Source organism: Pseudomonas sp. DR208 (assembly GCF_019823005.1).
GTDB classification, from domain to species: domain Bacteria; phylum Pseudomonadota; class Gammaproteobacteria; order Pseudomonadales; family Pseudomonadaceae; genus Aquipseudomonas; species Aquipseudomonas extremorientalis.
In genome coordinates, this window is sequence record NZ_CP081944.1 from 2125121 (window position 1) to 2137761 (window position 12641).

Annotated in this window: 9 protein-coding genes and 1 pseudogene; 3 read left to right on the top strand and 7 right to left on the bottom strand. The window is 57.5% G+C overall.

The features are described from left to right. Position 1: 1 nt before the first annotated feature. The 7 genes and pseudogenes from K5K89_RS09525 to K5K89_RS09560 all read right to left on the bottom strand — a co-directional run bounded on the left by K5K89_RS09525 (position 2) and on the right by K5K89_RS09560 (position 9883). A complete protein-coding gene (locus tag K5K89_RS09525) occupies positions 2-364 on the bottom strand; it encodes an Mpo1-like protein (RefSeq protein WP_058424472.1) in 363 nt (120 codons plus the stop codon). A gap of 124 nt (positions 365-488) precedes the next feature. Beyond that, positions 489-914 (bottom strand): Imm50 family immunity protein, encoded by a 426-nt coding sequence (locus K5K89_RS09530; RefSeq protein WP_222541291.1) that lies wholly within the window; start codon positions 912-914, stop codon positions 489-491. Beyond that, a pseudogene (locus tag K5K89_RS28905) lies at positions 911-1961 on the bottom strand (RHS repeat-associated core domain-containing protein); the annotation flags it as partial. The pseudogene K5K89_RS28905 and the gene K5K89_RS09530, both read right to left, overlap by 4 nt. A gap of 144 nt (positions 1962-2105) precedes the next feature. Next, a complete protein-coding gene (locus tag K5K89_RS09545) occupies positions 2106-2465 on the bottom strand; it encodes a hypothetical protein (RefSeq protein WP_222541292.1) in 360 nt (119 codons plus the stop codon). Between the two features lie 5 nt (positions 2466-2470). Beyond that, the gene (locus K5K89_RS09550) at positions 2471-7300 is read right to left on the bottom strand and encodes an RHS repeat-associated core domain-containing protein (protein ID WP_222541293.1); all 4830 of its coding nucleotides are present in this window, start codon (positions 7298-7300) and stop codon (positions 2471-2473) included. A 198-nt stretch (positions 7301-7498) separates the two neighbouring features. Beyond that, complete coding sequence (locus tag K5K89_RS09555; protein ID WP_222541294.1) at positions 7499-8980, bottom strand: methyl-accepting chemotaxis protein; 1482 nt, start codon at positions 8978-8980, stop codon at positions 7499-7501. A 96-nt stretch (positions 8981-9076) separates the two neighbouring features. Beyond that, positions 9077-9883: a TatD family hydrolase gene (locus tag K5K89_RS09560; protein WP_071488541.1), complete on the bottom strand. Its 807-nt coding sequence runs from the start codon at positions 9881-9883 to the stop codon at positions 9077-9079. Positions 9884-10119: 236 nt separating this feature from the next. Between K5K89_RS09560 and K5K89_RS09565 the strand changes: the two genes are divergently transcribed. The 3 genes from K5K89_RS09565 to K5K89_RS09575 all read left to right on the top strand — a co-directional run bounded on the left by K5K89_RS09565 (position 10120) and on the right by K5K89_RS09575 (position 12637). Further along, on the top strand, positions 10120-11541 hold the full coding sequence (locus tag K5K89_RS09565; protein ID WP_058427986.1) for a transglycosylase SLT domain-containing protein: 1422 nt from the start codon (positions 10120-10122) through the stop codon (positions 11539-11541). Positions 11542-11643: 102 nt separating this feature from the next. Continuing rightward, positions 11644-12078, top strand: coding sequence for a DoxX family protein (locus tag K5K89_RS09570; RefSeq protein WP_071488540.1), 435 nt, complete (start codon positions 11644-11646; stop codon positions 12076-12078). 250 nt (positions 12079-12328) lie between these two features. Continuing rightward, complete coding sequence (locus K5K89_RS09575; RefSeq protein WP_071488539.1) at positions 12329-12637, top strand: hypothetical protein; 309 nt, start codon at positions 12329-12331, stop codon at positions 12635-12637. The last annotated feature ends 4 nt before the right edge of the window (positions 12638-12641 follow it).

A 12641-nucleotide genomic window follows, 5' to 3' on the forward strand; every position in this document is an offset into this window, starting at 1 on the left:
CTCAATGCCTGTGGCGCTGCCGCCAGGCGCGCCACCAGCCACCGCTCAACACAAAGCGCGGAAAGGTCACGAACTGCTCGACCACTAGGCGTTGGACCGCATCTTTACGATCACTGAACGGTTCACTGGCCTGGGCTTCCAGGCTATGACCATGACGCTGCAACGCCAGGCCAGCCAGGATACCGACCACACCGACGGCAAAACTGGCCAGGCTCAGGCTGAACACCCCGGATACAATCAACAGAAACCCAATGATGAACAGCGGCACGGCAATCAGGTGCAACGCCAGATTGGTCGGGTGCTGATGGTTCTGCGGGTAGTGACGCCATTGCCAGGCGGGGAGATTGGGGTGACGTTTGCCCATGATGATGAATCCTCTGTCCGTTGAAACAACTTGAACAGAGTTTAGGCGGGGGCGGGCGGGGCGGCGAATTGGCGTTTGCTATAGCATTCATAGAGATCGATTGTGTAAATCACGCTTTTGATTTTTATAGAGTATCGTCTGACCAATTACAGTCTCCTGGTTCTGGATGATTTATATAAACTGTCGGACCTTCCATGGAAAGCCACTTAGCTTTGAATTCAATAGAGGCGTTTTTTGATTTTGCGGTGAATAAAAAGTACCCGGGTTCTCGCTTTATATTTATGCTGAAAATCTCTTTTCGCGGAAGATTTACTATTTTTAAGTTGCTGATTTCATAACAGGTCAGGCCAATTCTGCACGTGTTATATCCTTTGTTTTTCCATTTTTCAGGCAAGACATCAGGAAAGTCAGGTATGTCAAAACCAACCCCGAAAGAGGGTTGATCATTCTCTATACCCAGTGAATGAATGTAAACCTTGCCGATTTCAATTGGTTGACTGAACACTTTGTTGAAAAATATAGTTCCATCAAGATTGTTCCAGTATTTCATTTTTTATCCTTGAATATGTAATGGTCTTTTGTTCCCGGGACGCTGCCGGTTCGAGGTGTATCAAATGGACGCAAATTGAAGTGAGCGCCTTGATCTCCAACTCCGTTTGGAGTACCGAATTTATGCCCAGCCGAATGATCTTGTATTAACACTTTGGACCCATCGGCCCTCGTATATTGGTAGACCCTCGTGTGAGCTATCTAAAATGGCTTTTCCATTTATGTCTGACATTTTCACAATGCTGTATTGTCTTTTTGCACCAGATCTTGGGGCGGTAATTACATCAGGTTGTTGTGCCATCGGTATATTGGCGTCTCTTTTTGCTTCGCGGAACGCTCCTTTACGAGATACGTCAGGTACGTCAGGTTCAACATGTATAGCGCAGGTTGGATTTTTCTTTACTGAACCAGTGCAATTAGCATTTAGCCCAAGGGGGTCCACCCAACCCATAGGGTTTGGCACGTACTGGTATGTGTTAATCCCACCCGCCAGCTTCACCGGATCCGGCGTCAGGTAACGACCAACATCCGGATTGTAGTAGCGATGGCGGTTGTAGTGCAGCCCGCTTTCCTGATCGAAATACTGACCCTGGAAACGCAGCGGATTGTCGACTTTTCCGATGTCGAGGCGGGTGATTTCCCCGTAGGCACGGTAATGCGCCGACCAGACGATTTCGCCATCCGGGGCGGTGAGTTCTTGCGGGGTGCCCAAGTGGTCGAGCTGGTAGTGGTAGGCCTTGGTTTCCTTGGGGCCGAAGCCTTCCAGCAGCGCCAGCGGGCGAAAGCTGTCTGGTTCATAGAGATAGCTGCGATGCCGATCCGCGTGGTGTTCGGCGATGAGTTTGTCGCCTTGCCAGAAAAACTCAGTGGTTACATCGTCGACGGTTTTGCTGATGCGGCGACCGAACGGGTCGTAGCGGTAGCTGGCGGTCTGGCCGTTGGGTTTTTTAATACCGATCAGACGATGCTGGCAGTCGTAGCGGTATTCGGTGACGAGTTGATGGCCTTTGCCGCGTCGTTCGCGGACGAGGTTGCCGAATGCGTCGTAGCCGATTTACCTGAAGACCTCATCGCCTGGATTGGGGCCGCTTCGCGGCCCAACGCGAGCAAGTTCGATTGCCGCAAGTGGGGAGGCTGGTTTTTTAGAAATCTTCGATACTTACCCAGGCAGATGCCGGATACGCTTGCTTTCTTAATTTTCCGATCTTGGCGAGTCGTAGTAGTTTTTCAAACATGTCAATAAGACCTGCATGAACTTTCTCTGATTAATTACGGGTGCGCTGAAATAGGTTGCCATGCTTTTGAAAACCGCATCAAAATTGTCATTGATGGCTAAGAAATGTGTGATCGAGGCAATGAACCACTCCTGCTCACTCCTCGTATAATCGAGAAATTCTGGTTTGGTTAACTCGTCAAAAAGATCTGCAAGTTCTTTTTCATTATTTACGTCTTTTGATGCAATTATTTTCTCTCGCTCTAAGTCATCAGTGTTTTCAATGTCGTAAGTGAACAGTAGTCCACGGATTATTGACATGCTAGGCTTGTTTTTCATTTTGGTCATTTCTCCGTGTATGCAGTTTTTGGGTGGCCTTGGTTGTTTAATATCACCCTTGCTTTACGTTGTTGGCTATATTCCATTCCCTCTCTTGAGTATCCTTCGCCAACAATTTTTTCCATATTCATTGGTTCTAATGATGCAGCGTGTCCGTTTCGTCTAAAAATAAGCTGGGCTCGGTATATCGAGTTTAGCTGATCCCTATGGCTGAGATAGTGTGTTGCAGCGGGTGGGTATTTAGGTTCTCCTGTGTTTGGGCCCGATGTGTAGCGCTCAATAATTCCTGTCGTCGGGTTTCTTGCGGTATTTAATCGTTCGAGCTGAGACTCGAGTGTCGTTTGTGCGCCGTGTTTTTCCAGGAAATGTGCTCCCGGCGTTGCCTTCTCAAGCTCGTCCAGACGCCTATAGGCGTTCGCTTCGGCAAGCTCATCAATTCTTGCCTGACGCTCAGCACGAGTCAGTTGGGGTAACGCGGGCTCTCCGTCATTGACGCTTGGCGAAGAGCGTTGAGAAATGGCGGCTTGCTTGCAACCATCTCCGCCAGGACATGAGCTCAGCCCTAATGGATCTACCCATCCCGTCGGGTTGGATACGTACTGGTAAGCATTGATCCCACCCGCCAGCTTCACCGGATCCGGCGTCAGGTACCGACCAACATCCGGATTGTAGTAGCGATGGCGGTTGTAGTGCAGCCCGCTTTCCTGATCGAAATACTGACCCTGGAAACGCAGCGGATTGTCGACTTTTCCGATGTCGAGGCGGGTGATTTCCCCGTAGGCACGGTAATGCGCCGACCAGACGATTTCGCCATCCGGGGCGGTGAGTTCTTGCGGGGTGCCCAAGTGGTCGAGCTGGTAGTGGTAGGCCTTGGTTTCCTTGGGGCCGAAGCCTTCCAGCAAGGCTAGCGGACGGAAGCTGTCCGGCTCGTACAGGTAGCTGCGATGCCGATCCGCATGGTGTTCGGCAATCAGCTTGTCGCCTTGCCAGAAAAACTCGGTGGTGATGCCGTCGACGGTTTTGCTGATACGCCGCCCAAACGGGTCGTAGCGGTAACTGGCGGTCTGGCCGTTGGGCGTTTTAATACCGATCAGGCGGTGCTGGCAGTCGTAGCGGTACTCGGTGACGAGTTGATGGCCCTTACCGCGTCGTTCGCGAATCAGGTTGCCGAAGGCGTCGTAGTCGTAATGATGGTCGCCCTGGATCATCAGGCGGTTGCCGGCGACGATGTCCGGGCCGGGGCGGTTGTGCATGAGCAGGTTGCCGGCGGGGTCGTGGCCGAAGCGTTCTTGCTCGCCTTGGGTGTGGTCGGCGCGGGTGAGGCGGTTGAGTGGGTCGTAGTGGTAGCGGTGTTCGCCCTTGCGAGTGTCGAGCAGGCGGGTGAGGTTGCCGGATTTGTCGTAGTCGTAGTGGCGGCGGTATAGCGGGCCTTCGGCATCAACGATGCTCTGGTTGAACAGGCGGCCTTGGTGGTCGTGCTGGTAGTGGCTGAGCAGGTTTCCTTGGGCGCGTTGCTGTTCGCGACCAGCGTTGAACAGGTGTGAGGTGAGAACGGCGCCGTTCAGTTCGACGGTGGCGAGGTGGCCGCCTTTGTCGTGATTGAAGGTGAGGCGGTTGTTGTCCGGCAGGCGCAGGTTTTGCAGGTGACCACAGGCGTCGTAGCCGTAGCGCAGGGTGCCCCAGCCTTGGTGTTCGGCGGTGAGGCGGTTTTGGCTGTCGTACTCGTAGGCCAGGGCCCAGTGGCCGTCTTCGACGCCTAAGAGATTGCCCTGGCGGTCGTAGGTGTAATCGACGGTATTGCCATCGGGCAGGGTTTTTCTGATCAGGCGTCCGGCATGATCGCGCTGGTAACGGGTAACCAGCTGACTGCCGTCATCGCCGTGTTCGGTCTTTTCCGAAAGGTTGCCATTAAGGTCGTAGACGTAAGCGGTGCGCTGACCATCAAAACCGGTTTCCTGCTGGATCAGGCCGTTGTTGTGGTACTGGAGCCGGTAGGTTTCGCCCACCTCGTTTTCGATCTCGGTCAGCAGTAACCGCGCGTTGTCGTAGCGGTACTTGATCTGGCTGCCATCGGCATTGATGCGACGGCTGATCAGGTGCAGGCCGTCGGCGTATTCGTAGCGGGTGACGTGCCCCTGTTCGTCGCATTCGGCGGTGATTTTTCCGTAGGGGTTGTAGCTGTATTCCCTGAGCTCGCCGCCTGGCAGCACAACACGAGTCAACCGACCCACGCTGTCCCACTGATACTGGGTCAGTGCGCCGTGTTCATCTTCCCGAGCAACCTGCCGCCCCAGGTCGTCATAGCGATAGCGCTTGATCCCACCATTGGGCAACTGCTCCTCAAGCAACTGCCCACGCTCGTTCCACACCAGCCGCTGATAGCTGTGATCCGGGTACCAAACCCCAATCAGCTGCCCATATTTGTTGTAGGTGTAATCGGTAACGTGACCGTCAGGATCGATCTTGCGCGTTACATCGCCCTGATCATTGCGCTCATACTTCCAAACCGCCTGACCCCGCCTTACAACCCGTACGAAGCCGTTATCATGCTCGTAGGTCGTCGGCTCATCGTCCCCCGGAAACACCGCCACCAAGCGCCCGGCTTCGTCGTACTGATACGCCGTGATCGCCCCGAGCGGGTCCTGCTCAACCGTCAGCCGACCCTGGTCATCGTAGGATTTGAAGTGCTCAGCCCCGTCAGGATCAACCCGCTGCACCAGCCGCGCCCGCTGGTCATGCACGTAGACTTCCTGGCTGCCATCGGCGTTAAACACCGTGACCTGGCCGTTGTCATCCCAGGCATAACGCGTGTCCATCTGCGAGAAACTGGCCCAGTGCCGAATGCACCGCGCCGCCTTGCCAGACCGTTCCCACTCCCAGAAGAAACTCGCCCCACCGGCCAAACCGCGCTCAAGAATGACGTGCTGTTCGTCGTAGCGATAAACCTCGCTTTCGCCGACCGCGTTGGTCGCTGAAACCAGTCGTCCCAAGTCGTCATAGGCGTAGGAAACAACCGTCTGCTCCGTCACCCACACAAACGGACCGTCATCCACAACGCGATGAATCTGGTAATCCACCGCCACGATCCGGCCCGACACATAGCGCAACCACAACGAGCGCCCGACGCCGTTATCCACCCGCTCAACACGCCCCAGAAAGTCCCGGGTAATGCGCAGCCGGTTGTCATACGCGTCGCTGATCGCTGTCAGCACACCGTCGCGGAAGTGGTAGAAACGTGACGCCTGGGCCAGCACCAGTTCATCAGGCGACGAACCCAGATAGATCGCCGCTTCGGCAAGACTGTTGGTGATTGCGGGGCGAGAAGTCGACGGCAAGGGCAGGGTGGTGGAGCGGTTTTCATGATCGGTCCAAAGCACCGAATCCCCGGAAACACTCAGCCGATGCGCCAGCGCGTGACTCCAGCCAAACCCCAACCCACAATCCACGTCAACCGCACTGGTGCGATACAACCGCGTCCACTCAAACGGCAAGATCCCGTCCAGCGTCCCATCGGTGAGGGTCAGGAGTTCCTCGCCGGTGACCATCGACACCGGGCAGCCGTTGGTGGCGGTCTTGTCCGAAGATGCGGCCGCATCCCCATTCGGGTTGCGAGCAGAAACCGGCACATCATCCACGGTCTCCTGCCGCACCAACGCGGTTCGCTGGGACTTGTTGCGCACCACCGGCACCGCGTTGGAGACCACCTGATCCGCAGCCTTCAACGGCGCATCCGGAATCACCCTTATCGGCGTCTCTGCGCTGCCCAGCAACAACGGCCTGGCCGCTTCGACATGGCCCTCTAGACGAGGTCCAACCATCTGGTCCGCCAGCATTTGCAGCCATTTACGCACGCGCTCGGACTTGATGTGCCCCAGCACCTGCATACCCAAACGAAGCTGAACCCCCATGCATCGCGTGGCCCAGATCAGAAACAGATTGATCAGCACCTCGCCGGTCATCTCGCCCAGCAGCTCGTACATCTGCGGCGGCGGCAGCATGCGTACCCAGGCAACCAGGGCCGACAGATAGATAAACATCAGCGGCTCGTCGCTGAGCACAAGCAGGCCCTGGGCAATGGTGTCCTTGCCCAGTTTCAACAGTTCATCCAGTTCGGCCTGGGAGACGTACTGCAGCAGTTTCTGGCTATTGCTCTTGAGGTCCGCCAGCAGGTCGTACAGTTGTGTGAAGTTGTCCCAAAGGCTGTAGAACGCCTTACCCATGCCATGAAGAAACGCCTTCTCCAGCAGCCTGCGTTGATCAAGCGGGCTGGCGTCTGTGTAGTCTTTCCACTGGGCTTCGAAGGTGTTTTTCCACTCTTCGCGCAGGCGAACTTCCAACCCATCAATCACCGATTGATAAGACGCATACAGCGCCTTGAGGTGATCCTCGGAAACGTTGGGATAGAAGCTGACCCGGTATTGCTGGTCGCGCTCACACTGGTCGATTTCGAGGATGCCGCTCGGGCCGATGGTCGTGTGGATCGGCTCGCCCAGTGGGCCGCCGTTGGGGACGACACGCTGCACCATCACCGGCGTGTTGCCGATGGGTACAAATCGCGTGCTTTGGAACAGGTGCACCAGGGTCAGCTTGCCGTTGGCCTGGCAAGTCGCAACGGTGGTGCTTGGGTAAAGAGAACGGTTGACCGGCGCGACCAGCGCCACTTCATCCCCGACCTTGAAGACTTGCTCGACATCCAGCGCCGAAACGCTCCAAAAGCTTGAGGCCCATGCGTCAAAGGTATTCAGGCATTCACGCAAGTCACGCAGGACGCCTTCAACGTCCGGCGCCTTGGCATCCATGGGCGCCAGGATGAACCGGGCAATAACTGGAGTCATGAGGCAGCCCCATTGAGTGGGGCACGGCTGGAGAAGTGCATCGGCGGTCCCTCGCGCTGATTAAACAGGCGAGAGACTTTGAAGAGGTTGCCAGGGAAAAGAAGTCGGCGTTATTCGCCGGGAGGGTTAGGACGTTTCGCCAAAACCTCGGGCAAACCGAGGCTTTGTTGTAGGTATGGGATTACGGGTTGAACAGTCCTACAGCTTCAACTGCCCAATCGCCTTGCTCAGTTCACCGGCCAAGGTTGCCAGTTCATTACTGGTCGTCGCCGAATCCATGGTTTGCTGCACGGTGTTCTCGGTCACATCCCGAATGCTCACCACCGCACGGTTCATCTCTTCGGCGACGTGGCTTTGCTGCTCGGCAGCGACGGCGATCTGGGTGTTGCTTTCACGCATCTGCGCCACGGCACTGGTGATTTCGGCGAGGGCCGCGCCGGCTTCCTGGGCTTGCTGCACGCAGTCGTCAGCCTTGAACGAGCTTTCCTGCATGAAGTCCACCGCGTCGCGGGTGCCGGCCTGCAGCGCCGAGACCATGCGGGTGATTTCGTCGGTGGAGCTTTGTACGCGTTTGGCCAGGTTGCGCACTTCGTCGGCAACCACGGCAAAACCCCGGCCCATTTCCCCGGCGCGGGCGGCTTCGATGGCGGCGTTGAGGGCGAGCAGGTTGGTTTGCTCGGCGATGCTATGGATCACGCTGACCACGCCATTGATTTTCTGACTGTCCTCGGCGAGCTTCTGGATCATCTCGGCGGTCTGCTGCACGCCCGTGGAGAGGCCGGCAATCGAGCGTTGTACGCGGGTGACCACTTCCTGGCCGCTGCCCGCCAGGGTGTCGGCGGTCTGGGACAGGTCGCGGGTGGCGCCGGCGTGCTGGGCGATGTGGTAGACGGTGGCGGTCATTTCGTTGATGGCAGTGGCGGCCTGGTCGGTTTCGCTTTGCTGGCCGAGCATGCCGTGCTGCACGTCGTTCATGCTGCTGGCCAACCGTGCGGCGCCATCGTCGAGTTGCTGGGCGGTGCGTGCCACGGTGTTGACGACGCGCTGGTAGCCCGCTTGCATGGCGTTGAAGGCGCTGGCCATCTGGCCAACTTCATCCTTGCAGGCCAACGGCACGCGGGCCGATAGGTCGCCGGTTTTCTCTACGTGCAGCATCACGTCTTTCAGGGTGTTGAGTTGGCTGAGCAGGAAGCGGATCAGCAGTTGCGAGGCGCCGAGCATCGCCAGCATCAGGATCAGGACCGCCACGGCATAGTTGGCGAAGCGTTCTTCGAACACCTGGCTCAGGCTTGGCGCGTAGGCAAGCACGGCGACGTATTGACCGTCAGGGCGGGCGATGACTTCGGCACCCATCAGCGGGTTTTCGCCGAACCACGGCATGTGATTGAGTTCGACCCAGCCCAGGTTGCTGCCAAGGGCTGACAGATCCTGCTCCGCCAGTTGTGGGACCTGGCCGCGCTTGAACGTCAGCCAGTGCTCGCCCTTGGGCAATGCTTCGCCAGTCGGCCACGCATTGAACAAGTGTGCCTGGGCTTGCGCCGAAGCCCGGGATGCATCGCTGCGGGACTGTTGTTCAAGCTGCACGGCATAGAGCACCAGCAGCAGGGTGGTAATGAAGGCGACCGCATTGACGGCCCAGAATTTGTACTTCAGCGAGATATTGCTAAGCCAGGCACCCATGGAAGGTTTTCTCTGATAGCGGAAACAGCATTGGCAAGGTGCCATTATTGTGCCGCTATCCAGGAAAACGGTTTTGACATGGGTCAATGCGCCGCATCAATCCACGGCAGGCAGCCCAAAAAAGCGACGGGCGCAGGCCGTGCTGTGGCGTGCCAGGTCTTCCACGCTCTCGTTGCGGTGCAGGGCGACTTCGCGCAGCACTTCGGGTAGATACGCGGGCTCGTTGCGACCGTTTTTCGGCTTCGGACGCAAGGTGCGCGGTAGCAGGTAGGGCGCGTCGCTTTCCAGCATCAGGCGGCCACGGGGAATTTCCCTGACCAGGGGGTGCAGGTGTGTCCCACGGCGTTCGTCACAGATCCAGCCGGTTATGCCGATGTGCAAGTCGAGGTCGAGGTAGCTGAACAGCGCCTGTTGTTCGCCCGTGAAGCAGTGCACCACGGCGGCGGTGAGGTGGTCGCGGTAGTCCTTGAGGATATCCAACAGGCGCTGGTTGGCATCACGTTCGTGGAGGAATACCGGCAGTTTCAGCTCGATGGCCAGCACCAGGTGTTCTTCGAGGACTTTTTCCTGCTGCGGACGCGGTGAAAAATCCCGGTTGAAATCCAGCCCGCATTCTCCGACTGCGCGTACGCGGTTTTCTTTCAGCAACCCGCGCAAACGTGATGCGCTATCGCCGTTCCAGTCACTGGCGGAGTGGGGGTGGATACCCGCCGTGCTGAACAGGCGTTGGCTGCTTTCATCGAGTTTTTCGCACAGCGCCAGGGCCTGTTCGCTGCCCTCGATGCTGGTGCCGGTGAGTACTAATTGTTGCACGCCGGCAGCATAGGCACGCTCGAGCACGGCCTGGTGCTTCTCGTCGAAACTGGGGTTGGTCAGGTTGACGCCGATATCAATGAGTTGCATGGTGCTATCTCCGCCTGCGGCCGGAAAGCATATCAGAGCTGTAGATTTATAAGAAAAACGAAGAACTACAACGAGTTATAGCTGTCTTTGAACGTCGCAAGCGACATTGTGGTTGGCCCGCCGCCTTTCATCATGCCGCCGTTGCGTACCTTGCCAGCGCATAAAGCGCTCTGTTTCTGACCCCCACCGCCTCGTTTTTCGCGAGGGCGTTGGCCAGTATTCTTTCCGGAGAGCGGATGATCCGACCCTCGGCGTTGCTTATGTTGTGCCTGACGATGCTGCTGCCCATGGCGGCGGTTGCGCGTCTGGACGGGCCGCTGGAAGTGACCAAGCCCGGCAAGGTGCGTGATTTGGCGGAGATTCGTTCAAGCCGCACGTTGCGCGTATTGGTCAACCAGAGCCGTAACAGCTCCGGTGAGGTGCAAGGCCAGGCTATCGGTGTTGAATACCATCGCCTGCGCGCCTTCGAGCAGTACCTCAATGGCCATGCCCGTGATGGCCAGGAGATCAACCTCAAGATCATTCCCAAGGCCAAGGACCAGTTGCTTGGCGCACTGGCCCGTGGCGAAGGTGATTTGGTGGCGCCCGGTGAACTGCTCGATGTAAAAGCGGCGCACAAGATCAGCACCAGCGACCCGATTGCCAGCGACGTGCCGTTGTGGCTGGTGGGGGTTAAGGGCGAGAGGCGGTTTACCAAGTTGGAACAATTGTCCGGCCGCACCCTGGCGCTGACCACCGGTAGCGCCGCGGCGGATGCCATCAACCAGGTCAATCAAAAACTCGCGCTGCACAAGCAGCCGCCGGTGAAGGTGGAGTGGGTGGACCCGACCCTGGCCGTGGAAGATGTGCTGGAGATGGTCCAGGCCGGTATTTTCCACCTGACCATTGTCGAAAAGCCGATTGCCGAGCGCTGGTCGAAGATCCTGCCCAAGTTGCGTTTCGATAAGCAGGTGGCGATCAGCGAGCCGGGCGACGAATACTGGTTCGTGCGCCAGGATGCCTCGATGCTGCGGGCCAGTATTGATCGATTCCTCAAGACCTATCGAACCCCGTCCGATCAGGATGTGGCATTCCAGCGTATCTACCGTCGCCTTTACCAAGTGCGCAACCCATTGGCCCGCGTCGACCGACAGCGCCTGGAAAAACTGCGCCCGGTCTTGCAGAAACACGCCCGCGAGCAGGGCATGGACTGGTTGAACCTCGCCGCACTGGCCTTCAAGGAATCGGCGCTTGACCCTGGCGCGCGCAACAGCGGCGGCCCTACCGGCTTGATGCAGATCACGCCATCGGCGGCGCAACGCGTGGGGGTCAACAACATCGAAAGTCTCGACAGCAACGTGCAGGCCGGCGCGCGGTACCTGGCAATGATCCGTCGCAAGTTCTTCGCCAGCCCCAAGCTCAACGAGCGCGAGCGCATGGCCTTTGTGCTGGCGGCTTACAACATGGGGCCGGAGCGGGTGCAGGGCATGCGTACTGAAGCCAAGCGGCGGGGGCTCAACCCCAACCAGTGGTTTTTCCAGGTTGAACGCATTGCCATGGAGCAGGTAGGGATGGGCGGCGTCAGCTATGTTAATAGCGTCAACAAGTATTTCTTGGCGTTCGATCGGGAGCGGGAGTCCCTGGAACCGCCAGCGCCGAAAATCGCTTCACGGAAGTAATCGATTTTATCGATATTAATCAGGCATTTTTTCGGCTTTTATCATTGCTTTAACTGATTAATATAGCGGCCAACCAACCCTACTTTGAAAAGGATCTGCACCATGAGCCCACTGATCAACCGCATTCTCTCCACTCGCGCCGGTTACGGCCTGACTATTCTGCGCATTGTGGTAGGCATCATCTTCGCCGCCCACGGTTCGCAAAAGCTTTTTGGCTGGTTTGGCGGCTACGGTCTGGCGGGCACCGCCCAGTGGATGGAAAGCATCGGCCTGGCGCCGGGTACGCTGATGGCGCTGCTGTCGGGCGGTACCGAGTTCTTTGCCGGCCTGGCGTTGATCATCGGTCTGCTGGTTCGCCCTGCGGCATTGGGCCTGACTTTCCTGTCGCTGGTGGCGATCTTCTCGGTGCACATCCATAACGGCCTGTTCATGGCCAACAACGGTTATGAGTTCGCCCTGGCCCTGCTCGGCGGCTCACTGGCGGTACTGCTGGAGGGTGCTGGCAAACTGTCCGCAGACCGCGCCATCGCCCACTGATTGGGCTGCAACACCTTGAATCGGCCCGCCCTGTGCGGGCCTTTTCGTTGCTCGGGATTCTTGACACCGCCCCACCGGCTTCTCTAGGATGCCGCTCATGCGCCGATTTAAACAGCTAATTGCGGGGCGCCATGGGTGATCGTCATCGGTCCCGACAGAAGCGTGTTTCATGCTTCGAAATTCCGCTAAAGCGCTGGTTCGGTGTTGCCTCTCACCTGCCCGCAGACTTTTGAGGCAGAGACACGACACGATGAATGCATTACGCCCCCTGATACGCTTGGCCCCGATTACTGCGGACCTCACTCAACGCAACCCGAAAATTCTTCTTGGCGGCAAACACCAGCCCACGCTATTGCGTTACCTGGATGGTTGGCCGCGTCGCACTGGCCGACCTTCGGCGTTCCTGATCCAGTTTGTTGAAGATGGCGATTCACTTGCGCGTTTTGCCAGTGACAGCTTTGACCTGGCGGTTATCCAGGCCCCGAGTGCCAACAATGCCACCGAAGTCATCCGCCAATTGACCCGTATCGCACGACAGGGGCTGATAGCCCGTCGCTGAACAT

Excerpts from the sequence above, each read along its gene's own strand:
- K5K89_RS09525 (WP_058424472.1), bottom strand. The coding sequence starts at position 364 with ATGGGCAAACGTCACCCCAATCTCCCCGCCTGGCAATGGCGTCACTAC.
- K5K89_RS09530 (WP_222541291.1), bottom strand. The coding sequence starts at position 914 with ATGAAATACTGGAACAATCTTGATGGAACTATATTTTTCAACAAAGTG.
- K5K89_RS09545 (WP_222541292.1), bottom strand. The coding sequence starts at position 2,465 with ATGAAAAACAAGCCTAGCATGTCAATAATCCGTGGACTACTGTTCACT.
- K5K89_RS09550 (WP_222541293.1), bottom strand. The coding sequence starts at position 7,300 with ATGACTCCAGTTATTGCCCGGTTCATCCTGGCGCCCATGGATGCCAAG.
- K5K89_RS09555 (WP_222541294.1), bottom strand. The coding sequence starts at position 8,980 with ATGGGTGCCTGGCTTAGCAATATCTCGCTGAAGTACAAATTCTGGGCC.
- K5K89_RS09560 (WP_071488541.1), bottom strand. The coding sequence starts at position 9,883 with ATGCAACTCATTGATATCGGCGTCAACCTGACCAACCCCAGTTTCGAC.
- K5K89_RS09565 (WP_058427986.1), top strand. The coding sequence starts at position 10,120 with ATGATCCGACCCTCGGCGTTGCTTATGTTGTGCCTGACGATGCTGCTG.
- K5K89_RS09570 (WP_071488540.1), top strand. The coding sequence starts at position 11,644 with ATGAGCCCACTGATCAACCGCATTCTCTCCACTCGCGCCGGTTACGGC.
- K5K89_RS09575 (WP_071488539.1), top strand. The coding sequence starts at position 12,329 with ATGAATGCATTACGCCCCCTGATACGCTTGGCCCCGATTACTGCGGAC.